General features: G+C 40.8%; 22 protein-coding genes. 5 read left to right on the forward strand and 17 right to left on the reverse strand.

The window, feature by feature from the left end:
• Together sdhA and NST13_RS05710 are read right to left on the reverse strand one after the other, a co-directional pair.
• Positions 1–1,761: a succinate dehydrogenase flavoprotein subunit gene (gene sdhA / locus NST13_RS05705; RefSeq protein ID WP_342469006.1), complete on the reverse strand. Its 1,761-nt coding sequence runs from the start codon at positions 1,759–1,761 to the stop codon at positions 1–3.
• 46 nt (positions 1,762–1,807) lie between these two features.
• Complete coding sequence (locus tag NST13_RS05710) at positions 1,808–2,413, reverse strand: succinate dehydrogenase cytochrome b558 subunit (RefSeq protein ID WP_342581620.1); 606 nt, start codon at positions 2,411–2,413, stop codon at positions 1,808–1,810.
• Between the two features lie 293 nt (positions 2,414–2,706).
• Between NST13_RS05710 and NST13_RS05715 the strand changes: the two genes are divergently transcribed.
• Positions 2,707–3,123, forward strand: coding sequence for a YslB family protein (locus NST13_RS05715; protein ID WP_342469004.1), 417 nt, complete (start codon positions 2,707–2,709; stop codon positions 3,121–3,123).
• Between the two features lie 27 nt (positions 3,124–3,150).
• On the opposite strand, the gene NST13_RS05720 is transcribed toward NST13_RS05715, so the two are convergent.
• The 13 genes from NST13_RS05720 to zapA form a co-directional block, all read right to left on the reverse strand.
• A complete protein-coding gene (locus NST13_RS05720; protein WP_342581621.1) occupies positions 3,151–4,377 on the reverse strand; it encodes an aspartate kinase in 1,227 nt (408 codons plus the stop codon).
• Between the two features lie 292 nt (positions 4,378–4,669).
• Positions 4,670–6,457: an excinuclease ABC subunit UvrC gene (gene uvrC, locus NST13_RS05725; protein WP_342581622.1), complete on the reverse strand. Its 1,788-nt coding sequence runs from the start codon at positions 6,455–6,457 to the stop codon at positions 4,670–4,672.
• 137 nt (positions 6,458–6,594) lie between these two features.
• Positions 6,595–6,909: a thioredoxin gene (trxA, locus tag NST13_RS05730; RefSeq protein WP_342469001.1), complete on the reverse strand. Its 315-nt coding sequence runs from the start codon at positions 6,907–6,909 to the stop codon at positions 6,595–6,597.
• 220 nt (positions 6,910–7,129) lie between these two features.
• On the reverse strand, positions 7,130–8,107 hold the full coding sequence (locus NST13_RS05735) for an electron transfer flavoprotein subunit alpha/FixB family protein (protein WP_342469000.1): 978 nt from the start codon (positions 8,105–8,107) through the stop codon (positions 7,130–7,132).
• Positions 8,108–8,179: 72 nt separating this feature from the next.
• A complete protein-coding gene (locus NST13_RS05740) occupies positions 8,180–8,953 on the reverse strand; it encodes an electron transfer flavoprotein subunit beta/FixA family protein (protein WP_342468999.1) in 774 nt (257 codons plus the stop codon).
• A 24-nt stretch (positions 8,954–8,977) separates the two neighbouring features.
• Positions 8,978–9,748, reverse strand: a complete 771-nt coding sequence (locus NST13_RS05745) for an enoyl-CoA hydratase (RefSeq protein ID WP_342468998.1) — start codon at positions 9,746–9,748, stop codon at positions 8,978–8,980.
• Positions 9,749–9,760: 12 nt separating this feature from the next.
• Complete coding sequence (locus NST13_RS05750) at positions 9,761–10,345, reverse strand: TetR/AcrR family transcriptional regulator (RefSeq protein WP_342581623.1); 585 nt, start codon at positions 10,343–10,345, stop codon at positions 9,761–9,763.
• Between the two features lie 90 nt (positions 10,346–10,435).
• Positions 10,436–12,133, reverse strand: coding sequence for a long-chain-fatty-acid--CoA ligase (locus NST13_RS05755; RefSeq protein ID WP_342581624.1), 1,698 nt, complete (start codon positions 12,131–12,133; stop codon positions 10,436–10,438).
• Between the two features lie 384 nt (positions 12,134–12,517).
• A complete protein-coding gene (locus NST13_RS05760) occupies positions 12,518–12,937 on the reverse strand; it encodes a DUF350 domain-containing protein (RefSeq protein ID WP_342468995.1) in 420 nt (139 codons plus the stop codon).
• A gap of 5 nt (positions 12,938–12,942) precedes the next feature.
• Entirely contained in the window at positions 12,943–15,309 is a 2,367-nt protein-coding gene (locus NST13_RS05765) for an endonuclease MutS2 (RefSeq protein WP_342581625.1), read from the reverse strand.
• 30 nt (positions 15,310–15,339) lie between these two features.
• On the reverse strand, positions 15,340–17,049 hold the full coding sequence (polX, locus tag NST13_RS05770; RefSeq protein WP_342468993.1) for a DNA polymerase/3'-5' exonuclease PolX: 1,710 nt from the start codon (positions 17,047–17,049) through the stop codon (positions 15,340–15,342).
• 87 nt (positions 17,050–17,136) lie between these two features.
• A complete protein-coding gene (locus NST13_RS05775) occupies positions 17,137–17,682 on the reverse strand; it encodes a CvpA family protein (RefSeq protein ID WP_342468992.1) in 546 nt (181 codons plus the stop codon).
• A 5-nt stretch (positions 17,683–17,687) separates the two neighbouring features.
• Positions 17,688–17,963 (reverse strand): cell division protein ZapA, encoded by a 276-nt coding sequence (zapA, locus tag NST13_RS05780; RefSeq protein WP_342468991.1) that lies wholly within the window; start codon positions 17,961–17,963, stop codon positions 17,688–17,690.
• 202 nt (positions 17,964–18,165) lie between these two features.
• Here zapA and rnhC point away from each other — a divergent pair, with 202 nt between their 5' ends.
• Positions 18,166–19,107, forward strand: a complete 942-nt coding sequence (gene rnhC / locus NST13_RS05785) for a ribonuclease HIII (RefSeq protein ID WP_342581626.1) — start codon at positions 18,166–18,168, stop codon at positions 19,105–19,107.
• A gap of 82 nt (positions 19,108–19,189) precedes the next feature.
• On the opposite strand, the gene NST13_RS05790 is transcribed toward rnhC, so the two are convergent.
• Positions 19,190–20,686 carry a DNA/RNA helicase domain-containing protein gene (locus NST13_RS05790; RefSeq protein WP_342581627.1) on the reverse strand — a complete coding sequence of 499 codons (1,497 nt, stop codon included), beginning with the start codon at positions 20,684–20,686 and terminating at the stop codon, positions 19,190–19,192.
• A 226-nt stretch (positions 20,687–20,912) separates the two neighbouring features.
• Here NST13_RS05790 and NST13_RS05795 point away from each other — a divergent pair, with 226 nt between their 5' ends.
• The 3 genes from NST13_RS05795 (at position 20,913) to istB (ending at position 24,237) form a co-directional block, all read left to right on the forward strand.
• Complete coding sequence (locus NST13_RS05795) at positions 20,913–22,268, forward strand: IS1182 family transposase (RefSeq protein ID WP_342580775.1); 1,356 nt, start codon at positions 20,913–20,915, stop codon at positions 22,266–22,268.
• Positions 22,269–22,516: 248 nt separating this feature from the next.
• Positions 22,517–23,485: a hypothetical protein gene (locus NST13_RS05800; protein ID WP_342581628.1), complete on the forward strand. Its 969-nt coding sequence runs from the start codon at positions 22,517–22,519 to the stop codon at positions 23,483–23,485.
• Positions 23,482–24,237 carry an IS21-like element helper ATPase IstB gene (gene istB, locus NST13_RS05805; protein WP_016839664.1) on the forward strand — a complete coding sequence of 252 codons (756 nt, stop codon included), beginning with the start codon at positions 23,482–23,484 and terminating at the stop codon, positions 24,235–24,237. Before NST13_RS05800 ends, istB begins: the two co-directional genes overlap by 4 nt.
• A gap of 210 nt (positions 24,238–24,447) precedes the next feature.
• On the opposite strand, the gene NST13_RS05810 is transcribed toward istB, so the two are convergent.
• Entirely contained in the window at positions 24,448–25,362 is a 915-nt protein-coding gene (locus tag NST13_RS05810; RefSeq protein WP_342581629.1) for a HAMP domain-containing sensor histidine kinase, read from the reverse strand.
• Positions 25,363–25,369: the final 7 nt, after the last annotated feature.

The raw sequence follows: 25,369 nt of genomic DNA on the forward strand, positions 1-25,369 counted from the left end.
TTAATTATCCCCTTTCGAAGAGTAGTCACGTTTACGAGGTGGAATTAATGATACGTCCACATCTTGATAAGTAATGATTGGCTCTCCAGTAGATGGATCGAATTTCGCCATTGTTGTTTTCAAGAAGTTTTCATCGTCACGTTCTGGGAATTCCGGTTTATAGTGCGCACCGCGTGATTCGTTACGCAATAAAGCACCTTTTGTGATTACTCGTGCAAGATACAACATGTTTTTCAATTGACGAGTGAAGTGTGCGCCTTGGTTGCTCCATTTTTGAGTGTCGTGGATGTTGATATTTTCCCAACGTTCCAACATATCACCAAGTGTGTCATATGTTTTTTGTAGGCGGTCATTATAACGTACAACTGTTACGTTGTCTGTCATCAATTCGCCTAGTTCTTTATGAAGCAAGTATGCGTTTTCATTTCCTTTATCCATATTTAGGATGTTATCCCATTTTTGCTGCTCTTGTTTTTCATATTGATCATATAGAGATTGTGGCAGATCGTCCGCATGTCTTCTCAAGCCTTCCATGTATTTAACTGCGTTAGGTCCGGCAACCATACCGCCGTAAATCGCAGAAAGCAAGGAGTTCGCGCCTAAACGGTTTGCACCGTGTTGACTGTAGTCACATTCTCCGGCAGCAAATAGACCAGGAATTTCAGTCATTTGATCGTAGTCAACCCATAATCCACCCATTGAGTAGTGAACTGCAGGGAAGATTTTCATTGGTACTTTACGTGGGTCGTCACCAACGAATTTTTCGTAAATTTCAATGATACCGCCGAGTTTAACGTCAAGTTCATGCGGATCTTTGTGAGACAAGTCAAGGTATACGATGTTTTCACCATTGATACCTAATTTTTGGTTTACGCAAACATCGAAAATTTCACGAGTTGCGATGTCACGAGGTACTAAGTTACCATATTTAGGATATTTTTCCTCTAAGAAGTACCAAGGTTTACCATCTTTATATGTCCAGATACGTCCACCTTCACCGCGGGCAGATTCACTCATTAGACGGTTTTTGTCGTCACCAGGAATCGCAGTTGGGTGAATTTGGATGAACTCACCGTTCGCATATGATGCACCTTGTTGATATACGATAGACGCTGCTGAACCAGTGTTGATGACAGAGTTTGTTGATTTACCGAAGATGATACCAGGACCACCTGTTGCCATAACTACTGCATCAGAGCGGAATGATTTGATTTCGGAAGTTTTCAAATCTTGCGCTACGATACCACGGCAAACTCCTTCATCGTCAAGAACGATACCAAGGAATTCCCAGTGTTCATATTTTGTTACTAAACCTTCCACTTCGTAGCGGCGAACTTGTTCATCAAGAGCGTAAAGCAATTGTTGACCTGTTGTTGCACCTGCGAATGCAGTACGGTGATGCAATGTACCACCGAAACGACGGAAGTCAAGTAAACCTTCAGGAGTACGGTTGAACATAACTCCCATACGGTCGAACATGTGAATGATACCAGGTGCTGCTTCACACATCGCTTTAACTGGTGGTTGGTTTGCCAAGAAGTCCCCACCGTAAATTGTATCGTCAAAGTGGATCCATGGAGAATCCCCTTCACCTTTTGTATTTACTGCACCATTAATTCCGCCTTGTGCACATACTGAGTGTGAACGTTTAACAGGAACTAATGAGAATAATTCTACTTCAGTACCCAATTCGGCTGCTTTCATCGTTGCCATTAGACCAGCCAAGCCGCCTCCAACAACGATTAATTTCTTTTTAGCCATGATCTTTTCTCACTCCTCTTTTCTGTTTGGATGTTCTATTTAGTGATTAAGCGAATGCTAGAATTGCAGATATACCAATGATGCTGATGATTACAAAGAAAATCATTGAAAGCCAAGTGAACACTTTTTGTGAGTGTGGAGATTGTGTAATACCCCAGCTTACACAGAATGCCCATAAACCATTAGATAAGTGCAATGTAGCTGCAAGGATACCCACAATGTAGAATCCTAACATCCAAGGATTTGCAACGATTTCTTCCATCATATTGAAGTTTACTTCTGCACCTAAAGCTTTTTGGATGCGTGTTTGGAAAATGTGCCAAGCAATGAAGATTACTAGAAACACGCCAGTAATTCGTTGCAATAAGAACATCCAGTTACGGAATGTACTGAAGCGCTTGTTGTTTGGTGTTGCTGTAAAGGCGATAAAAATTCCATATAAACCATGGAATAAGATCGGAATGTAAATCACAATCCATTCAATAACGATTAGTAGAGGAACTTTGTCCATTCCTGCTACAAAATTGTTGTAAGCTTCTTCTCCTCTTGTTGCTGTAAAGTTTGCACTTAAGTGGAAGATCAAGAATAGCCCTACAGGAATAACACCAAGTAAAGAATGTAGTCGGCGCCAGTAAAACTCATTTTTTGCCAAGACTGATACCCCCTTAAATGATAAAAATAAGTAGTCAATAAGTCGTCACAAATTGTAAACGCTTTATGCATTGACTGTATTACTCATAATGGTACAATATTATGACAAGTTCATTGTACCCCCATGAACTATTACCGTCAAGGTTCGTTGCGAATATTTATCTAAGTAAAAATTTTTCAAAATTTTCTATAAAATTGACTGTTTTTCTCTAAAGTGACATTTTTCTCTATTTTTCGATATTTCAATAATCTCACAAAAAAAGAAAAAAATGTGTAGAAAGAGGTTCTTGGTATATGACAGCAACTAGAGACACATTCCCTTATTTCGGTTACGAACTGATCAGGGATTATTTATTGCCATCCATCCTGGGAAAACATGAAAAAGATATTCTTTATTGGGCAGGCAAAGATTTGGCCCGCAAATTCCCGTGCACCGATATCCCTTTGATCATTTCCTTCTTTAAAGATGCGGGATGGGGCGACCTCACCCTTGAAAAAGAAACGAAAGACGGATTCGTTTTCCGCTTAACGAATGATCCGGAGCAGTTAAAGATCAAAGAGCGGAATTTCCGCTTGGAAGCCGGCTTTATCGCTGAACAGATCCAAAATTTCAAAGGCTTTTTGACGGAATGCTTTGAAGAAAAAAAGGAAAACCAGCATCAAGTTTTCTTTACTGTAAAAATGGATTTGAAAGAAAAAACGAAAGAGTGAGGGGCAATTTCGCCCCCCTTTTTTATTTCACACCAATTCCTCGGCAAGGCCGAACTCTTCATGCAATGCGTTGGCGGCGCGGATCATATCATCCTGAGGCACAACAACGGAAACTTTGATCTCGGAAGTGGAAACCATTTTCACAGGTATATTTTCTTTGCATAAACGGGCAAACATTCTTGCAGCCACCCCCGGATTGGAAACCATGCCCGAACCGACGATGGACACTTTTGCCAAACCGACTTCGAAATCCGCAAATTGGAAGCCGAGTTCTTCTTTATGATCTTCAAGAACTTTCACCGCATTCGCCAAATCTTCTTTTGCAATTGAAAAAGAGATTGTCGGCTTCACTTCGCTCATAACGGACTGAACGATTATGTCCACATTCACATGATGTTTCGCCAGTGTATTGAACAAATTCGCAAGGGAAGATTTTTCCAAAGATTCATAGCCGACTGTAAAACGGATGATGTCAGTCTCATATGCAACGCCACGAACGATTAAATTTTTCTCCATTTCGATCTCTCCCTTAATCAATGTACCTCGGACATTTTTTGTACTCGAGCGGACAACGATTGGTATCTCAAATTTTTTTGCCAACTCCACTGCTCTCGGGTGAACGACTTTGGAACCCAAATAAGACAGTTCCAACATCTCATCATATGTGATGTCTATCAGTTTGCGTGCCCGCTGAATGGTGCTTGGATCTCCTGTATACACTCCGTCAAGTTCCGTATAAATTTCAACCCGATCTGCACCGATGCTTTTTGCCACCGCTACCGCAGTTGTATCTGATCCTCCATCGCCAAGCAAGGTGATGTCATTTTCCTCATCGACCCCTTGTCCACCTGCTACAACCACAATTTCACCTTTTTTGAACCGTTCGATGATGACATCCCCGTTAAGTTCTTCGATTCGGGCATGTCCTGCCGTTTTTTTCGTTGTTCGCACCCCAAGTTGCCAACCATTGAGGGAATGGGCTCTAAACCCCCTTTTTTGAATGGCGATGGACAACAAGCTGGCGGCGATTTGGGCATTTGTGGAATGGATGGCATCCAATTCCCTTTCCGTTGGGGAATCGGATAATGAAAAGGCGATTTTTTCCAAACTGCCGTTGATCAATTCCGTTGAAGGGACCACCGCCACCACATTGCGGCCAAATTTTTTTTCTTCAATCAGCCTTTTTGCTGTTTCTCCAATTTGTTCAGGCGTAGACAAATTCTTTTCATTCAATTTCACTACAATGTTAATCATCGCTACACTCCCCTTAATTTCACTAGCCAAGCGAAGTTCCAATGTTTCTATGACGAAAGAAAAAAGCAACTCTTCACAAGGGTGGTGAAAAGCTGCCTCAATTCCCCTTTTTGAGATAGCTCCTCAGAACCATCAGGATTCTGACTGTCAAATATTGCTTTGATAAAAACAGATTCAACCGGAACGTACAATTCCATAGCACCTCGGAAATCCTGCTTCTCCTGCCGGTTGCCCATGAAGCTCCCATTACTATCTGAACATTTCAACTTTTCAAACTTACAATATCATACAGTTATTGCTTTGACAATGTGTCTCCATGGAAATGTTGATAGATGGATTCCGCAACCGCTTTGGGCATCTTTGCTTCCATCAATTCTTCAACAGATGCTTCTTTGATTTTTTTCACGGAGCCGAAATGATGCAATAATTGCTTTTTCCGCTTTGGACCCACGCCTTCGATTTCGTCGAGAACCGAGCGGAAAGCGTTCGTTTGATGCTGCTGTCTTAAAAACGTGATGGCGAAGCGGTGGACTTCATCCTGTATGCGCTGAAGCAAGTAAAAGGCGTCGCTCGTTTTTTTCAAAGGAATGGAAACGGGCGGATCCCCGAATAAGAGCTCTGAAGTGCGATGCTTATCATCCTTTGCAAGACCGGCGATGGGAATGGACAATCCCAGTTCATCTTCCAACACTTCCCGGGCAACCTCCATCTGCCCTTTTCCACCGTCGATGATGATCAAATCCGGAAGCGGCAAATGATCCCTCAATACACGGGTGTAACGCCTGCGGATGACTTCCTGCATTGCGCCATAGTCGTCATGTTTTGCAGCTTCCCTCAATTTATATTTGCGGTATTCTTTCTTTGCCGGCTTTCCATCAATAAATACGACCATTGCGCTGACCGGATCCGCACCATACAGATGACTGTTGTCAAAAGCTTCGATGCGATATGGGGTTGCAATATTGAGCGCTTCGCCCAATTGTTGGCAGGCGCCGATGGTACGTTCTTCCTGCCGCTCGATCAATTGGAATTTTTCCTGGATGGCAAGTGTCGCGTTCTTGTTTGCCAGCTCCACCAACTCTTTTTTTTGGCCCCGTTTTGGCACTATGACTTTCACATGTAATAATTCTTCCAAAATCGCTTTATCAATATGATCCGGTATTAAAATTTCCTTCGGCTTGATGTGTTCCGTATCATAAAAACGGCCGACATAGGTTAAAAATTCCTCTTCCGGATCCCGGTATATCGGGAATAGCGATACATCCCGCTCAATCAGCTTGCCTTGGCGGACGAAAAAGACTTGCACGCACATCCAGCCTTTATCGACGGCATAACCAAATACGTCGCGGTTGGTTTGATCGCCTGACACAATTTTCTGTTTTTCCATGACCGCTTCGATATTTTGGATTTGGTCCCGATATTCTTTCGCCCGTTCAAATTCAAGCTTTTCCGCAGCCTCCACCATCTTTTTCTCCAATTCTTTTTTCACTTCTTCATGGCCGCCATTCAAAAATCGCACAATTTCATTGGTCATCTCTTCATAAATTTTCGGATCAATCTCTTTGACACATGGAGCCAAACATTGTCCCATATGATAATACAAGCAAACCCGGTCCGGCATGCGGTTGCATTTTCTCAATGGATAGATGCGGTTGAGCAGTTTCTTTGTTTCATTTGCCGCAGATACATTTGGATATGGCCCAAAATATTTTGCTTTGTCTTTTTTGACTTTTCTCGTCGTAATGATTCGCGGATATTTTTCATTCGTAATTTTTATGTAAGGATAACTTTTATCATCCTTCAGCATCACGTTATATTTCGGGTCATATTGTTTGATCAAGTTGAGTTCCAAAATCAAAGCCTCCAAATCACTGGAGGTCACGATATATTCAAAATCCTCTATTTCACTTACCAAAAGCTGCGTTTTTCCGTCGTGGGAGCCGGTAAAATAGGAACGGACCCTGTTTTTTAAAATTTTTGCTTTTCCTACATATATCACCGTTCCCTGCCTGTCTTTCATCAAATAGCATCCGGGCAGCTCCGGCAAAAGCGCCAGTTTATTTTGAATTGTTTCATTCATGAAGTATCACCCTGCATTTTATCAACCTGCTTACTAACTATATTATATGGATATATGTATGCAAAAAGCGAGAAGTTTTCTCTGCGGAAACTGTGAGTATAAAAAAAGAGCACATATCCATGTGCTCTTTAAGAACATTATTTATTGTTATTGATGAACTCAACCAAAGCTTCTTTTGGCTGGAATCCAACTGTTTTAGCAACCAATTGGCCATCTTTGAATAATAATAATGATGGAATGGACATGATTTGGTATTCTGCAGCTGTTGCCGGATTATTGTCCACATCGACTTTTACGATTTTCACTTCAGAGCCCATTTCAGCATCAAGTTCTTCCAAAACTGGAGCAATCATTTTGCAAGGTCCGCACCAAGTTGCCCAGAAATCCACCAATACCAAGCCGGAAGAAATTTCTTGTGCGAAGTTTTGATCAGTAGCATGTACAATTGCCATTTAAAATGCCTCCTTAATGTAACATCTTTATGTAGTATAGCATGTCAAAAATTCAAAGTGTAGTAAAGAGTTTCAAGAACTTGAAACTCTTAGTTGCAAATGCAAATTTTCTTAATTTCATAACAAAGTTGTCCATTGATGATTTTTATCATACAACAAAAAACAACCACATCTCAAACAATTGAGATGTGGCGATACAGGAACTTACCGTTTCCCGGGATTATGAATTCACTTTCAATGCTTTCACTTCTTCAATTAATAAAGGAACCACTTCAAACAAGTCTCCGACAATTCCGTAATCTGCCACTTTGAAGATATTAGCTTCCGGATCTTTGTTGATGGCAACAATGACTTTGGAGTTGGACATACCAGCCAAGTGCTGGATTGCGCCGGAAATACCGCAAGCAATATATAAATCCGGTGTCACCACTTTACCTGTTTGTCCAATTTGCATCGCGTAATCGCAATATCCTGCGTCACAAGCACCGCGGGAAGCTCCGACAGCACCGCCCAACAAGTCCGCAAGTTCTTTCAATGGTTTGAATCCTTCCGCAGATTTTACACCGCGGCCGCCTGAAACGATGACTTTCGCCTCAGTCAAATCCACTCCTGTTGTTGCATTGCGGACAACTTCTTTTACGATTGTGCGCAAGTTTTTGATATCAACAGAAAGGGACTCAACATTTCCTGTGCGGCCCGCATCTTTTTCGAGTGGCGCGATATTGTTAGGACGAACTGTGACGAATACAAGTCCTTCTTTGATTTTTACTTTTTCAAAGGCTTTTCCGGAGTAAATCGGACGGACGAACAACGCATCATCGCCGGCCCCTTCAATTACAGTCACATCGGAAATTAATGCTGATTGAAGGCGGGAAGCCACTTTTGGCGCCAAGTCTTTTCCTAAAGCCGTGTGTCCGATGACGATTCCTTCCGGTTTTTCTTGTTCAATAATGGCAAGCAATCCTTGGCTGAAACCGTCTGAAGTGTATGTTTTCAAATGAGGATGCTCTACAACGATTACCCGGTCAGCACCGTATGCGATCAATTCATTTGCAAGATCTGTCACCTGGTGGCCTAATAGGGCGCCAACCACTTCGCCGCCATCCGCAATTTGTTTCGCTGCTGCGATTGCTTCAAAAGAAACGTTGCGCAGTGCCCCGTCACGAACTTCACCTAATACTAATATTTTCTTTGACATTGTACTCCCTCCATTACTGTACGAATCGATTTATTCTATGACGCTTCATTTCTTCGGATCATTTAATAGTTGTTAAATCACTTTTGCTTCTGAATGAAGTAAGTTTACTAATTCTTTCACTTGGTCTTTTAGTTCGCCCTGCAAAATGCGGCCGGCGGATTTTTGCGGAGGCAAGAATACTTCCACTGTCTCGATTTTTGTTTCCACATCATCTTCATCAATGTCCAAATCGTCCAATTCCAACTCTTCAAGCGGTTTTTTCTTCGCTTTCATGATACCAGGCAAAGAAGGATATCTTGGTTCATTCAACCCTTGTTGTGCCGTCACTAATAGAGGAAGGCTCGTTTCAATGATTTCGGAATCCCCTTCAACGTCACGGACGATTTTCACGTTTTCTCCGTCAATTTCCAATTTTGTAATCGTTGTCACGTAATTGATGCCAAGCAAATCCGCAACTCTCGGACCTGTTTGACCGGAACCGCCATCAATTGCCACATTTCCGGCCAAAATCAAGTCAGGCTCTTTATCTTTTAAATATTCTGCGAGAATATAAGCCGCACCGCTATGGTCCAGCTCTTCCACATCATCCTCCGTGTTGATTAAAACCGCTTCATCCGCTCCCATCGCAAGGGCTGTACGCAGTTGTTTTTCCGCTTCCTCATTGCCGATGGAAATCACAGTCACTTTTCCGCCGTGCTGATCTCTCACTTGAATCGCTTCTTCAATGGCATATTCATCATATGGGTTGATAATGAATTCAGCACCATCTTCCTGGATTTTTCCATCCTGAATTACGATTTTTTCTTCTGTATCGAAAGTGCGTTTCATTAATACGAAAATATTCATGTATAAAACCTCCTAATAAGTCGATTATTTTCCACTGAATGTTGGTTGGCGTTTTTCAATGAATGCTTGAATGCCTTCTTTTGCGTCTTCTGATTGGAAGACAACCCCGAATTGTTCCGCCTCCGCTTTGAGGCCGTCATCAAAAGAGGCTCTATTGAACTGCAATGCATGAATGGCGGATTTCAATGATACCGGGCTCTTTTTGGCAATCTTTTTCGCCAATTCCAAAGCTTTCGGCAACAGCTCTTCCTGCGGTACCGCTTTGTTGGCAAGTCCCCATTGTACAGCTTCCACTCCTGAAATCGGCTCTCCGGTAAAAATCATTTCCGCCGCTTTTGCAGCTCCAACATAACGCGGCAGTCTTTGAGTTCCGCCAAATCCAGGAATAATGCCAAGGTTCAGTTCAGGAAGACCCAACTTCGCATCTTCGGCAACATAGCGGATATGGCAGCTCATCGCAAGTTCCAGTCCGCCGCCTAAAGCAGCCCCATGAATTGCCGCAATCACCGGTTTCGGGAAAGATTCTAGGCGATTGAACACCCCTTGTCCATTTTCGGCAAGTTTTACTGCCTGGTCAGGGGAAGATAACTCTGTAAATTCTTTAATATCAGCTCCCGCCGAGAAGAAACGCCCTTCGCCATGAAGCAAAACGGCGCGTACATCGTCATTTTGCTCAATTTCATTCAACAATTCGTCCAATTCACGAATCAATTGTTGTGCAAGCGCATTTGCGGGTGGGCGATTAATCGTTACAATCGCTACTCCGTCTTCTGCTTTCCAGCTTAGAAATTCCATGGTGACACTCCTTTATTTATTTTTTATTCCATTCAACAACAAATGCTTAACTTTTGATGCATTATCCAAGAGGTTGTATCTAAATTCATTCATCACCCAGGATGTGATGGTTTCATCAATGGTACCGAATACCATTTGCCTTGCCACTCTCACATCCATCGCCGAATTGAACTCGCCATTCATCATGCCTTCTATCAATATATTATCGAGAAGGTTCAAATATTCTTTTAAAATGGCATTAATTTTTAATCTTAGTTCCTTATTCGACTGGCGCAATTCCAATTGGGTGACTGTGGCAAGATGATGATCATTGGCTAGGACGTTGAAATGGTTATCTATCATTTTTGACAGTTTTTCAGTAGCGCTGGATTCCGTTTTTATGATGTCTTTCAAATTATCAATAAAAACGCTCATTTTCTCTTTAAACAGAGAAATCAAAATATCCTCTTTATTTTTGAAATACAGGTAAATAGTCCCGTCTGCGACACCAGCTTGTTTCGCAATTTTCGAAATTTGCGTTTGATGGTAACCATTTTCGGCAATTGCAATAACCGCAGCATCAATGATTTGCATATATTTCGGTTTATCTCGGTTCATGAAGTTCACCACCAAAAAAATATGAAAATATGAATGATTATTCATTCATATTTTCATATTATAATTTCATGAACTTTCTGTCAATAAAAATTAATTTGCCTGAAGCTCTTTTGCCTGTTGTTTTTTCTTCTCCTCTTCAACCAATGTCCGTCTTAAAATCTTGCCCACCGCAGTTTTCGGCAGGGAATCCCTGAATTCATAAATGCGCGGCACTTTATAGGCGGCTAAGTTTTGACGGCAATGTTTATTTAATTCATCTTTCGACACCGTTTTTCCTTCTTTTAATACAATATATGCTTTCACCGTTTCTCCCCTGTACGGATCCGGCACCCCTACAACAACACATTCCTGAACAGCTTCATGTTCATATAATACTTCTTCCACTTCCCGTGGATAAATGTTATATCCGCCCGCAATAATGATGTCTTTTTTGCGGTCCACTACATAGAAGAAACCTTCTTCATCCATATAGCCCAAATCCCCCGTCAAGAACCAACCGTCTGCGAAAGACTTTGCGGTTTCTTCCGGACGTTTCCAATAGCCTTTCATGACTTGCGGACCCCGAATTGCGATTTCCCCTATTTCCCCCGGCGGCAAAATTTTGTTTTCTTCCGGGTTCATGATCACCGCATCCGTGTCCGGCCAAGGTACGCCGATGGATCCAACCACCCGTTTATCCCAAATAAAGTTTGCATGGGTCACCGGTGATGTTTCTGTCAAACCGTATCCTTCGACAAGTTTTCCGCCCGTCACTTCTTCAAACTTTTCCTGCACTTCCACAGGTAGAGGAGCAGAACCGCTGATACATGCGTTAATGGAAGATAAGTCGTATTTTTTCAGATCCGGATGGTTTAACAGCCCGATATACATCGTCGGAGCTCCCGGGAATAGGGTAGGTTTTTGCTTATCAATGGTTTTTAATACTTGCTCGACATCAAATTTCGGAAGCAGGACCATCTTGTTTCCTTTCATGATGGTCAAAATCAGCACCGTCGTCATACCATAAACATGGAAAAACGGAAGCAATCCCAGTACCGTTTCTTTCCCTTCTTCACATTTGTATAGCCATGCGTCACACATCATTGCATTGGCAATCAAGTTTTTATGGGTCAACATAACCCCTTTTGGCACACCGGTCGTTCCACCGGTATATTGAAGAAGCGCCAAATCCTCCTCAAAATCGAAAGGCACATCGATCGGAGCCGGTTCTTCAATTCGCATGATTTCAGTAAATAAGTGCGTATGTCCTTGATGCTCCACTTTGACGCTGAACCCATATTGTTTCTTTTGAATGAACGGATAGACAAGATTTTTCGGAAAAGGTAGGTAATCCTTGATACCGGTAGTGATAACGTTTTCAATTTTGGTCTGATTTTTCACTTTCATGATTCTCGGATATAAAATATCCAATGCCAAAATCACTTTCGCTTCCGAATCCTGCATCTGATATTCCAATTCCCTTTCCGTATAAAGCGGATTCGTTTGAACAACAATTCCCCCTGCATATAAGACGCCATAATAGCCAATCACCGCTTGCGGACAGTTCGGCAACATAATTGCCACCCGGTCTCCCTTTTCAACCCCTATCGAACGCAGGTAGTTGGCGAATTTTAGTGCCGATTCATACAGTTCCTGATAATCCAATTCCCTTCCCATAAAATGGATTGCAACTTTTTTTGGATTTTTTTCGTAGGCCCGCGTCAGAAATGTTTGAACGGGAATTTCTTCATACTCCAATGTATGTGGTATATCAGCAGGATAATGTTTAAGCCACACTTTGTCAGACATCGACACATCCCCCTTCGTGGAAAAGTGAAAATTTTCTTACAATTGTTATACTTATTATAATGGAAAAAGATTCTTCTTTCAAACTATTTTTTTGAAATTATAAACTTTTTCTCATTTATTCTACTATTTTCTTTTTTATTCAATAATTTTAATAACATTTTCTATGTTGAATATTGTCGAAAAATAAACCGTTTTATTATTCTTATATAATAAATGCATGCATAAAAACAGCAAAAAAATAGTAGAAACGCAGAACAGCGTTTCTACCAGAATTAGAAATTTAATAACAATCATTATAAAGAAATTAAATAATAAATTCCTATGATGACAAAAATGACGGCTACGGCAATGAGTATTTTTGCTAGTTTTTCCATTGGAACCTCCCTAAATGATGCTGGCGCCGATGACAAAGGAAAGACCAAGCGAAATGGTGAACGAAATCAATCCGACAGACCGGTTATCTTCTTCAATTTCCTTGTCCACATTGAATTGGGGGGTCAAAAATTCAAATAGAAAATAGGCGATGATCAACAGAACAAACCCATATAACCCCCAACCGATCATTTCAAAAAATGTGTTATGTCTCTCAATCGAATATCGGAAAATATTGCATACCCCCAGAATTTTTCCTCCGGTTGCAAGGGCGACTGCAATATTTCCCTTCTTGATTTCTTCCCAGTTTTTATATTTCGTCACTACTTCAAACAACACCATAGCGACCACCAAACATAATACGACAACACTGAAATAACCGGCCGTTTCAATTAAAGGATGCCGCCAAAAATTTGAACCCACATTCACCATCCCCCTTATTTTAATTCAACGATTGTGACTCCCAAGCCACCTTCGCCAGCTTCTCCATATCGGAATGAACGCACCCGTTTATGTTTTTTCAAATATTCGTGTATCCCTTGGCGCAGAGCCCCTGTCCCTTTTCCATGAATGATTGTGACACGGCTGTAGTTGGAGAGAAGGGCATCATCGAGATATTTTTCCGTTTTCAAGATGGCATCTTCCAACCGCTCACCGCGCAAGTCCAATTCCAATTTAACATGATTGCTCCGATTTTTCACTGTCGTCAGCGTCACCATTTGTTTTTCTTTCTCCGGCTTCACATATTCCAAATCCGATTCGTCGATTTTCATTTTTAACATGCCGATCTGCACCACCCACTCATGATCGGATGCCTTTTCGAGCAGCGTCCCTTTTTGGCCGAAACTCAACACTTTCACTTCATCGCCGGGCTGCAAGTTCTGAGCCCGTTCACGGATTCTTGCCTGTTTTTTCAATATTGGATTCTCTTCCGGCAGAGCCTCTTCCAACCGTTTTTTCGCTTCGATGAGCTCATGCTCTTTGATGGCATGGCTCGCATTTTGCTGCATTTCCCGCAATTCTTTGATGACTTTCTCCGCTTCTTTTTTGGCATCCTCTATGATTTTCCGCGCTTCCGCTTTCGCTTTTTCTTCCAGGCTTTCTTTCTTTTCATTCCATTCATTCAGCTTTTCTTCCAACTCTTTATGCAATACTTCCGCTTCTTCCAATATTTCATGCGCTTCCTCTGCTTCCTGTTCCGCGCGACGTCTGCTTTCTTCCAATGAAGCGATCATCGACTCCACTTCGCGGCGGTCGGTGCCTGTAAAAGACTTGGCCTGATTAATGATGGAATCCTTTAAGCCGAGCCGTTTCGAAATTTCAAAAGCGTTGGAACGTCCAGGGACGCCAATCAATAACCGATACGTAGGGCTGAGCGTCTCTACATCAAATTCGACACTTGCATTCATAACTCCTTTTCGGTTGTAGGCATAAGCTTTCAATTCCGGATAGTGGGTTGTTGCCATGACACGGGCGCCACGCCCCACCACTTCATCCAGGATGGAGATGGCAAGGGCTGCCCCTTCTTGCGGATCGGTTCCTGCACCCAATTCATCAAATAAGATTAACGAATGTTCATCAAAGTGATTTAAAATTTCCACAATGTTCACCATATGGGATGAAAACGTGGAAAGGGATTGTTCAATGGATTGTTCATCCCCAATATCCGCAAACACTTGACGGAATACGGAAAGTTCAGAACCATCGACGGCCGGTATCGGTAATCCCGCCTGCGCCATCAGCGTGCACAGTCCAACCGTTTTCAGAGTGACAGTTTTCCCGCCGGTGTTTGGTCCGGTAATCACAATGGCCGTGACATCCCGTCCAAATTCAATTGTATTTGGCACTGCCTTTTCAATCGGGATCAAAGGATGTCTCGCTTGTATCAAACGTATATATCCTTCATTATTCACAACCGGTTTCGCGCATTTGTTTTTTGTGCCGTATTTTGACTTTGCCAAAATGGCATCGATGTCCCCCAATATTTTGACAAGTTCAAACAGTTCATTCACCACTTCTTGGACTTTTGCCGTGAGCGCGAGCAGGATTTTTTCGATTTCCGCTTTTTCCCGAACCTTTAATCGCTGTATTTCATTATTGATTTGCACGACGGATTCCGGCTCGATAAACAATGTCTGGCCGGAAGAAGACTGATCATGGACAATGCCGCCATAGTGGCTTCGATATTCCTGTTTCACCGGGATGACATAACGGTCATTTCGGATCGTTACAATGGTATCGGAAAGCATTTTCGCGGCACCCGGTCCCCTCACCAGGCTATCCAGTTTTTGGCGCACTTTGGCTTCTTCGGAGCGCAGTTGCTGGCGGATGGATCTCAACTCCGCGCTGGCAGAATCCAGCACCGCCCCGTTTTCATCGATGCAATCGTCAATTTCATGCTGCAATGCGGTCAAAACCGGCATTTGATTTTTCCGTTCGATGAAATGGGGGATCTGGATATCCCCATCATTTTCGATATCTTCAATAAAATTCCTCAAAATGCGGCTTGCCCGTATGGTGCTTGAGATTTCCATCAATTCCATCGCGCTGAGCATTGCGCCGATTTGAGCGCGTTTTAAATGGGGACGGATATCAAAAATGCCCCCCATCGGCACATGCCCTTTCACCCGCAAAACAGCAAGCCCTTCATCCATTTCTTCCAAAAGCTCCGCCACTTTTTCATAGTCCGTTTGCGGCACCAATTGCTCAATTTGCCTTCTGCCAAGGGAAGAGGTGCAAAATTCAGCCACTTGGGCACGCACTTTATCAAATTCAAGGGTTTTTAATGCTCGTTCAGCAATCATTCTGAACACTCCTGTCTGTCAACATACTGATTACTTATTTCTCCGAATAAACGCTTTAAACTCCTGGATGCTCCATGTATTGACAACAAGCTCTTTTTTCAACCAGGCCTTTTGGGCATATTTCGTGCCGATCTCCATATACTCCAATTGCTCAATGGCATGGGCATCGGTATTGATCGCAATCGGCACTCCAAGTTCCATTGCGAGTTTCAAATGCTCCACGCAAAGATCGAGACGGTACGGGCTGGCATTCAATTCCAGGATTTTCCCGTATTCCTTCGCCCAATAAATCAATTGTTGCACATCGGGACGATAACCTTCCCGCTCGCCAATGATTCTTCCCGTTGGATGCGCAATCATGTGGACATATGGATGTTTTATGGCATTGAATAAACGTTCCATAATTTTTTCTTGCGGCTGGGAAAAACTTGTATGGATGGAGGCGATGACAAAATCCAATTCTTTTAATACATCGTCATCATAATCCAGGGTGCCATCCGGCAAAATATCCATTTCTGTACCGGCAAACAATGTAAACCCCGGATGCGCTTCATTAAACGCATCAATTTCAGCCCGCTGTTTCTTCAGTCTTTCCGGCGTGAGCCCGTTTGCCACTTTCAAATATTGGGAATGGTCAGTAATGACGCCAAACTGATACCCTTTTTGGATCAGCGCCTCACCCATTTCAAAAACGGAATTGGCTCCATCGGAGAAAGTGGTATGCATGTGCAAATCCCCTTTAATATCTTCTATTGTCACCAATTCCTCCAGTTCCTTTAACCGATCCAATTCATGTCCTGTTTCGCGGACAGTTGGCGGTATATAAGGAAGACCAAAATGGGCAAAAAATTCTTCTTCCGACCGGAAAGTGACCACTTGTCCATCGGGCTGTTCCACTCCATATTCGCTGATTTTCTTTCCCTGTTCTTTTGCAAGTTGCCGCATGCGTACATTATGATCTTTCGAACCGGTAAAATGATGAAGGGTCGTTATATATTCATCCTTTGCCACTAAACGGAAATCTACACTCACAAGCTCGTCCAAATCAATCACGACGGATACTTTTGTATCCCCGCTGCCAACGATTTCTTTGACGGCCAATCGGTTTAACAGCTGTTCCCTCACCTTTTCCGGTTGTTCCGTCGCAATGACAAAGTCCAAATCTTTGCTCGTTTCATTTACACGACGGAAACTTCCCGCAACAGAGAACCGTTCAACTTCTTCGATTGCGGAAAGAAGCTGTTCGATTTCTTTCACGACGGTTTCAAGATACCAAATCGGAAGCCTTTCTTTCCTTTCCCCGAATTGTTCAAGCTCTTTCAGGATTTTCTCTTCCGTTTTCGGGCCAAACCCCGGCAAATTGCGCACTTTATTTAATTCACACGCTTCTTTTAATGATTCCGCGCTATCCACGCCAAGTTCCTGGTACAATTTGGCCAGTTTCTTTCCGCCAAGTCCAGGAATCTTCAAAAGCGGGATCAACCCTTTTGGCACTTGTTGTTCCAGCTCTTTTAATGTTTGGGATTCCCCCGTTTGGATCAGTTCATCGATGACTGTCCCCGTGCCTTTTCCAATCCCTTTGATTTTTGTAAAGTCGTCAATTTCATCGAGGCTTCTTTCATCCAGTTCCAAAGCATTCGCCGCTTTGCGGAAAGCGGAAACTTTAAAAGGGTTTTCCCCTTGCAATTCAAGATACAATGCGATTTTTTCCAACGTTCGGATAATCGTTTTTTTATTCAACGGTGTCCCACCTTTTTCTTTAGTAAACCGCAAAAAAGTATCTCCATTGTGGAAGATGGAAGATACTTTTGACAATCATATGGATGATTATTGATTTTCTAAATAACTATACCATAGTTTCTGGAACAATTGGGTGACGATTGGTGTATGCTCGAGCATGATATTGGCGATGATGGAGCTCCCCATGTATTTTTGTACTGAATCAATCGGCAATAAAGCAAATACATACAATAAAATGAACAGAATGAAATAAAACTCCACAAAGCAAAGCAACGCGCCCAGGATCCGGTTAAACGACTTTAATACCGGCAAAAAGGCCAAAAAATCAAATATTGAAGCGACAATTTGCATGGCAAGTCTTACAACAAAGAAAATCACGGCAAAAGCGATAATGCGATAAAAGGTTTTATCCACATCCAATGCATCGAGCACCAATGTCAAGGATGAACCGGGTTCGATTCCCGGATATGGAATCCATAATACAAATTTTTCCGCCAGCGGTTTATAGTAAATATAAGCGACAATTAAAGCGACAAAAAAGCCGACCAGGTTAATGGCTTGCATGATAAAACCGCGCTTTATTCCGATCAACAAACTAATCGCAAAAATAATGAGCAATATGATGTCCAACATGCAGTTCAACCCTTCAATTTTTTCAATTCTTCTTCTAATCTTTCAACTTCTTCTTTTAACTTTAATAATTCATGAACCGTATTGACAGCGGTTAATACGGCCAATTGAGTCGTATTCAGGGATGGATTATGTAATTTTATTTCTTGCATTTTATCGTCCACAATGGAAGCGACCAACCGCAGATGACCGATTGATTCAGGGCCAACCAATTTATATGTAGAGCCATAGATTTTGACTTCAATTTTATTTTTTTCCGGTATATTTTTTTCTTGCTCAGCCAATTCGACACCCCCAGATTTGCATTTCGATGAATCATTCTTTGCATTGGAGCACTTTTATATATAAATATAAATTTTTTCGGAATCAATAAATAAATCATAACATCTTTATTCCGTCACATACAACATGGAGTTGTAAGGGTTTATCAGATTGAAGAAATTTTGATAAAATCTATATAAATTTTTCCAGAGAAAGGATACTTTTATGGCCAATATCGTTTTGCAATTGACAACGGAACAATGTAAAGAAGTAAAAGCTTATTATCTCAAATACCAAATTGAGCGGAATGCCCCCGGTGTTGCCTTTGCCGCAAAACTTCCCGATGCGGCGATCACCGTTTACAACTCCGGAAAAGTGATGTTTCAAGGGGCCGGTGCAGAACGGGAAGCAAGCCGGTTTGGGGACATGACGGAAAGCAATGGTGTCCAAGATTCAAACCGCATCAAAGGCGATCAGCTCCCGGAAAACTTTTCCCGGATGTCTGTGATCGGATCCGATGAAACCGGAACGGGCGATTATTTCGGCCCGATAACAGTTGCCAGCGTCTATGTGCCCAAAGAAAAAATTGAACTGGTGAAAGAATTGGGCGTCAAAGATTCAAAACAACTCAATGATGATAAAATACGGGAAATTGCACCGGACCTTATCGAAAGCTGTGTCCATAGCCTGTTGATTTTGCGCAACGACAAGTATAACGAGCTGCAAAGCCGCGGGTTCAGCCAGGGAAAAATGAAAGCCCTGTTGCACAATCAAGCAATCAAGCATGTGCTTCAAAAAATTTCCCCGGAAAAGCCCGAATATATCTTAATCGATCAATTTGCGGAACGGGAAACATATTACGGCTATATCCAAAACGAAAAAGAAATTGTCCGGGAAAATGTCCTTTTTTCAACCAAAGCGGAACAGCTTCATGTAGCGGTGGCCGCCGCTTCCATCATCGCAAGATACGGATTTTTGCTGGAAATGGATCGGTTGTCTTCCATGGTGGGACTACCCCTTCAAAAAGGAGCCGGCCACCTGGTGGACGAAATGGCCGCAAAAATTTTGTTGGAGCATGGTGAAAACACCCTCCGTTCCATCGCAAAATGGCATTTTTCCAATACCGAAAAGGCGAAAAGGATTTATGAAAAGATGCGCAAAGGATAATCGCATCAAATGAGAAAATGGCCGAGCCAAGAGGCGGCCATTTTCTTTGTCTTCTATGTATATGCCAAATCGGATGGTATATTTAATGCTTCAAGATTTTTAATATGTGATCCATCACAACCAGGTTATTGACAACGACCACCTGCAATTTCTTTCTTGTTCTGCTGATGTTTTGGTAAAGCATTTTCGCCGGATGATAATACGGTTTCCTGCACTCCACTTTCGCCGCCAGTCTGTTATTCGGCTTATAGTAAAAAGTTTCATCAATCACTGCCGCGACTTGATCGAACTCTTGCCCAATCACATCCGCGGTGGTCACCGCCATTGGATGGTTTCTGGATGGATCTATGTATCTGGAAGGAGTGAAATCGATCACTTTCCATCCGGCTTCCTGCAAAAAATTCAAGTAGCTTTTCGTAGCCTGGACGGAGGAAAAATATTGGATGCTCACATTGGAATATTGCTGCATCGGCACCTGTGATGACAAATCAAACAATTTTTTGATGAATGAATGGATTTCTTTATTGTATCGGACCACTTCCGTCAATTCGTATTTCACCGGTTTCAATGTCGTTTCAATGAGTTTCGGTATTTTATTTTTCATTTCAAAAGCCGTCAACACTTGGCTCGGATCATAAGAAAAAATGCATTTTGTTTTCGACTTTTCAAGGAGTCGGATAAATTCCTGCAACTTCTTAAGATACAGCCGCTGTGCCTCATCAAAAATGATCAAGTCATATTTGGATAAATTGCTTTCATCATGGATGACATCATGGAACTTGCTGATGGGGACGATCGGCCACCGATATTCTTGGATCAACTTGATATGCCCGCCATTCAATCGGCCGCAGTTGAAAATAATGACATTTTTTGATTGTCTTATATACTCTTTCGCAATGTCATAGGTGAGCAATGATTTTCCGGTTCCGGGACCACCTTGGAGGGCAAAGACTTTGGATTGATCGACCAGCTTCGATGTTATGATTTCCCTTTTATATGTACTTTGCTGGGCACTTAAAAAATATTTATCTTCCATAAATGCTTCCGTTGCATTAAAGGGGGATACCAAGTAATTCGATGGATCAAACAAATCATCCAAATTTTCGATGACGCGAAGCTGTTGCCGTTGCAATTTTTCAATTAAAGTATGTATTTCGATTTCATCCACCTGATTATGTTCATTCAACTGATATAATCGGTTTGTCGAAGAAATGTAGGTAAAATTGTAAACGTCCACATCCAAAAAATTTAAATAATGCCGGTTTTGAACCAGCTGCTTCGTAACTTTCCCGATATCCCCCTCCCGTTTCAACTCGATATTGATGACGCAATCTTTCCCGATTCTTAATAAATCAAATTCTTTCCCGATTTGCTTAATCATATAGCCGACATAATAACCATTGTAAATTTCAACCGTTTCGTGCCCTTTTCTTAATGATTCCACAAACGCATGCAAATCAAGAAATTCGCTCGTCCTTAATCTTGGGTTGATGCCAAACTGTTCCAAATACTGGATAAAGTTTGTTTCATCCAAATCCTCTTTCGCATTCAGCAGCGAAAATAAATTGATCGGCTTCACTTAAAATATCTCCTTTGAACTAGAATAACCTTTATATGCAAACCACTTTAAACTGAATTATAGTCAATTCCCATTTATTAAGCAAAGCGTGTTGCAGAAAAAAAGCGCACATTCCTTTAAGAAATGTGCGCTCAGCTTGTAGACAAAGTCCCTAACTAGGGGCCAAATCTACAGGCTTTTTTTGTATAATAGGGATAGAATTCTTGGTTAACGGGGGAAATTTAGGATGTTATCGAAGCGTACTGACAATAATCGAAATCAATTGGAAATGGTGGCTCTTGATCAATTGGTTCCAGAAAATCATTTGGTAAGGAAGATTGAACAAGCCATAGACTTTGATTTTATTTACGATCTTGTCAAAGATACCTATTGCCTAGATAACGGAAGGCCTAGTATTGATCCTGTTGTGCTCATTAAAATGGTCTTTGTGCAGTATTTATTTGGTATTCGATCCATGCGTCAAACGATCAAAGAAATTGAAACCAACGTGGCGTATCGATGGTTCTTAGGATATGGTTTCACAGAGAAAATTCCTCATTTTTCAACGTTCGGCAAGAATTATGTTCGTCGTTTTCAAGGTACTGATTTATTTGAACAGATTTTTTATCGTATTTTAAAAGAAGCGATGAATAAAGGATTAGTGGATGCATCTGTTGCCTTTATTGATTCAACACATGTCAAAGCGAGCGCCAATAAAAAGAAGTTCGATAAGAAAATTGTCCGGGCAGAAACAAAAAGCTATCAAGCGCAATTAGAGTTAGAGATTAACCAAGACCGTGAAAACCATGGAAAAAAGCCCTTTCCCCCGAAAGAGAAGGAAGAAACCAAGGAAATAAAGGTCAGTACAACCGATCCTGATAGTGGCTATTACGTAAAAGATGAACGGGAAAAGATGTTTGCCTATTCTTTTCATACCGCCTGTGATGCAAAAGGCTTTGTCTTAGCTACCAAGGTAACGGGAGCGAATATTCATGATAGTCAGGTGTTTGGTCAATTACTCGAACAAGTCATCGAAAAAGTAGGCAAACCAACTGCAGTAGCCGTAGATGCCGGATACAAAACCCCAGCGAATGCGAAAAGTCTATTGGATAAAGAGATTCGTCCAGTCATGCCATATACAAGGCCTAGAACAAAGGACGGTTTCTTTAAAAAGTATGAATATGTATACGATGAGCATTATGATTGTTACATCTGCCCAAACAACCAAACTCTTGAATACCGAACAACAACAAGAGAAGGATATCGACAGTACGCTTCGAAACCGGAAATATGTAAAACGTGCCCATTTTTAGAAAAGTGTACCCAAAGTAAAGATCACACTAAATTTATTCATCGCCACATTTGGGAGCACTATGTGGAAGAAGTCGACCACTTAAGACATACAGAAATCAATAGAAATATATATGATAAGCGCAAAGAAACGATTGAACGGGTCTTTGCCGATGGAAAAGAGAAGCATGGCATGCGATGGACAACTCTACGAGGACTGGAAAAATTGTCCATGCAGGCGATGCTTACTTTCGCTGCCATGAACTTAAAGAAAATGGCAAACTGGACATGGAAAAGACCATGTCCAGCCTAAATAAGAGAAGAATCTTAGAAAATGATGAGCAAAAAAAGACAAATCCCAACTCAAATGAAGCATTTGAGTTGGGGTTTGTCGACAGTCTGATGAGCTGTTGACACAACAGCTCATTTGTTTTAAAGTTGTATTTTATCGCATTTGTTTTATCACATTCAAGATATAAATATGTAGAATGGCTCGATCGACCTTTTCGTACTTCCGATATGATTCGAATGCATGAAAATGCATTTGAATACTTTGGAGGAATGCCAGAAGAAATGGTCTATGACCAAGATGCGTTATTAGCAGTTAGTGAAAATGCAGGTGATTTAATTCTTACAGCTGAATTTACTAAATATCATCATACCCGTAAATTTAATGTTTATTTATGTAGAAAGAGTGATCCGGAATCAAAAGGTAAAATTGAACAGGTTGTGAAATTTGTAAAAAATAATTTTAGCAAAAATCGAGTATTCGATCATCTTTCAGATTGGAATCAATCGTGCCACGCTTGGTTGAAAAGAACAGGAAACTATAAAGTTCATCATAATACGAAAAAGAGACCTTCTGAAGTGCACGCCCTGGAAAAGCAACACTTAAAGAAAGTCTCTGGTACTTACATTTTCGCAAATGTTTCAACTCCAAGTATAACAAGAAATATCCATAAGGACAATGTTATTCGTTATGAAGGAAATCGATATAGCGTTCCTAAAGGAACATATAGAGCAGATGCCCCAAATCTTGCTTATTTACAAGAAGAGGATGGTTGGTTAATTATTCGACTGAAAGAAACTGGGATGGAGTTAGCAAAGCACCGAATATCCGAAGGAAAAGGATTGATTATTACAGATCCCTCCCATCGGGAACATAGCACAAGTAAACGAGATCTTTTAATTCATCAAATTCAAGAAACATTCATAGATAAAGAGAATATTCAATGGTTAATACACAAATTGAAAGAACGATATCCACGTCATTTAGTGGATCAACTCAAAGTACTACAACAAGCCATCAGAATTTACCCAAATCATTGTGAGGAAGCTTTATCTGAAATGAAGAAACTTGGAATGACCAGTGCAAATGATTTTCGGGATATTGCACATGCATTATCTGTACAATATCAAAAAAGTTCACCTAAAATCGTTGAATTGAATGAGAAGTATAAAGATTTATCAGCACCAGAACGATCCGAAGACATTTATTTAAAAGTCTTATCTGGAGGTGAAAATGAATGAATCATCATCCCTATGAAATTTTACAAGATAAATGTCGTACCTTGCGCCTCGCTGAGACGGCTAAAGAATTACCGAATTTACTCCGTGAAGCTGAAGCAAAGAATTGGACATATCATGAACTGGTTTATGAAATCTTAAGCTATGAGATGCGATGTAGAGAGCAGAAAAATAATGAGAGATTAATGAAATGGGCAGAGTTCCCAGAAATATTGACGTTTGATACCTATGATTTGAAGGAACAAACAGCTCTTGGTGAAAAACAACTAAATGTATTAAAAGAACTGAATTGGATTGAAGAATTTTTTACTTTAATTTTGATGGGACCAACAGGAGCAGGAAAAACACATTTATCCGTTGCATTAGGAATACACGCTGTGGAGAGAGGATACAAAGTATCCTTTGTCTCCATGAATCAGCTTATGTATATTTTAAAAACAAAAGAATATATCAATAAATCTAAAATACGCTACAAACGTATTATAGCTTCGGATTTAATTATTATTGATGATGTCATGTACATGACTTACGAGACTCAGGAAGCCAATCTATTTTTCCAGTTTATCTATGATTTATATGATAAAGCAGCATTCATTCTAACCTCTAATAAAGGGCCAAATGAATGGGGAAAATTTCTTGGTGATCCTACTTTAACAACAGCTATACTTGACCGTTTATTACATAGGAGTGAAATTATCACTTTCGATAACGAAACGGATAGCATTCGTATGAAATACAGAAAGGTATTATTTTAATTTAGCAAACTGTTGAATCTTAATTGTAGAAAACTGTTTAAAATTATTTGTGGAAAATTGTTTAATTCTACTTGACGGTTACACCCATGTGACAAAACATAAAAAAAATAAAAAAAAGGAGACATTCAAAACATCGTAACGATGTATAAATGCCTCTTCTTAATTTCTTTATTCCGTTGAATACTTTAGAAATACCTATTTACAATCGATTCATTTCTTTACCGTTTTCCACTCACAAATGATTGACAACTGACCATCATTTAATTTGCTAGAAATAGAGCCGTTCATTTTTTCCATTAGACTTTTTACAATCGATAAACCCAAGCCAGTGCTTTTCCCAGAACGAGATTGGTCAGCCATATAAAAACGATCAAACATATGCTGAACATCTTGTTCCGTTAACGAAAGAGCATCATTGGTAATCATTAGACTTGCAACACCATTTTGTTCTTCTAGCCTGATCATGATATTCCCATCAGCGTGCTTTAACGTATTAGAAAGTAAATTTTCAATTACACGTGTAACAGCTGAATGATCAGCAAAAATAGTGACATTGTTCTCTAAGCCTTCAATTGTTGGCTCCAATCTTTTTTCCTGAAAACGATCATAAAAACTTACCAATACTTCTGTCAATAATTTAGTCAAGTTTATTCGTTGTAATTTTAACTCGTAATCAGTGGACTCTAGAACACTCAGTTCAAAAAAATCATTCAATAAACGTTCCAATCTTTTTGCACGGTCAAATGCAATAGCCAACAATTCTTTTTTTTCGACTTCTGACAGATTTTCATTATTTGCGATCTGAATATAACCAATAATGGATGTAAGAGGTGTACGCAAATCATGAGACATATTTGCCACTGCTTGTCGTTGTTCTTTTTCAAAAAGGACCCTTTTTCGATTTTCCATTACATACAAGTCAATTAAACGATTGACTTCAACTCCTAAATGCTCAATATCTTGATCAATGAGTGTAATATCAATTTTTTTATTTGTTTTACGATTGTTATACAATTGTAACTGTCTCACGATCTTTCTCACTTCATTTTTAAAAGAAAAAAGCCGAGTGAGTGCAATAAAAGTAATGATAACTAACGTTATAACAATAAAAATCACTGCTCCCACCCGCCTT

Origin of the sequence: Ureibacillus sp. FSL W7-1570 (assembly GCF_038593265.1) — a bacterium.
GTDB classification, from domain to species: Bacteria; Bacillota; Bacilli; order Bacillales_A; family Planococcaceae; genus Ureibacillus; species Ureibacillus suwonensis.

Bases quoted from the DNA above. Each gene is read 5' to 3' on its own strand.
- sdhA (WP_342469006.1), bottom strand. From the start codon at position 1,761: ATGGCTAAAAAGAAATTAATCGTTGTTGGAGGCGGCTTGGCTGGTCTA.
- NST13_RS05715 (WP_342469004.1), top strand. From the start codon at position 2,707: ATGACAGCAACTAGAGACACATTCCCTTATTTCGGTTACGAACTGATC.
- NST13_RS05720 (WP_342581621.1), bottom strand. From the start codon at position 4,377: ATGATTAACATTGTAGTGAAATTGAATGAAAAGAATTTGTCTACGCCT.
- uvrC (WP_342581622.1), bottom strand. From the start codon at position 6,457: ATGAATGAAACAATTCAAAATAAACTGGCGCTTTTGCCGGAGCTGCCC.
- trxA (WP_342469001.1), bottom strand. From the start codon at position 6,909: ATGGCAATTGTACATGCTACTGATCAAAACTTCGCACAAGAAATTTCT.
- NST13_RS05735 (WP_342469000.1), bottom strand. From the start codon at position 8,107: ATGTCAAAGAAAATATTAGTATTAGGTGAAGTTCGTGACGGGGCACTG.
- NST13_RS05740 (WP_342468999.1), bottom strand. From the start codon at position 8,953: ATGAATATTTTCGTATTAATGAAACGCACTTTCGATACAGAAGAAAAA.
- NST13_RS05745 (WP_342468998.1), bottom strand. From the start codon at position 9,748: ATGGAATTTCTAAGCTGGAAAGCAGAAGACGGAGTAGCGATTGTAACG.
- NST13_RS05750 (WP_342581623.1), bottom strand. From the start codon at position 10,345: ATGAACCGAGATAAACCGAAATATATGCAAATCATTGATGCTGCGGTT.
- NST13_RS05755 (WP_342581624.1), bottom strand. From the start codon at position 12,133: ATGTCTGACAAAGTGTGGCTTAAACATTATCCTGCTGATATACCACAT.
- NST13_RS05760 (WP_342468995.1), bottom strand. From the start codon at position 12,937: ATGGTGAATGTGGGTTCAAATTTTTGGCGGCATCCTTTAATTGAAACG.
- NST13_RS05765 (WP_342581625.1), bottom strand. From the start codon at position 15,309: ATGATTGCTGAACGAGCATTAAAAACCCTTGAATTTGATAAAGTGCGT.
- NST13_RS05775 (WP_342468992.1), bottom strand. From the start codon at position 17,682: ATGTTGGACATCATATTGCTCATTATTTTTGCGATTAGTTTGTTGATC.
- rnhC (WP_342581626.1), top strand. From the start codon at position 18,166: ATGGCCAATATCGTTTTGCAATTGACAACGGAACAATGTAAAGAAGTA.
- NST13_RS05795 (WP_342580775.1), top strand. From the start codon at position 20,913: ATGTTATCGAAGCGTACTGACAATAATCGAAATCAATTGGAAATGGTG.
- NST13_RS05800 (WP_342581628.1), top strand. From the start codon at position 22,517: ATGCCAGAAGAAATGGTCTATGACCAAGATGCGTTATTAGCAGTTAGT.
- istB (WP_016839664.1), top strand. From the start codon at position 23,482: ATGAATCATCATCCCTATGAAATTTTACAAGATAAATGTCGTACCTTG.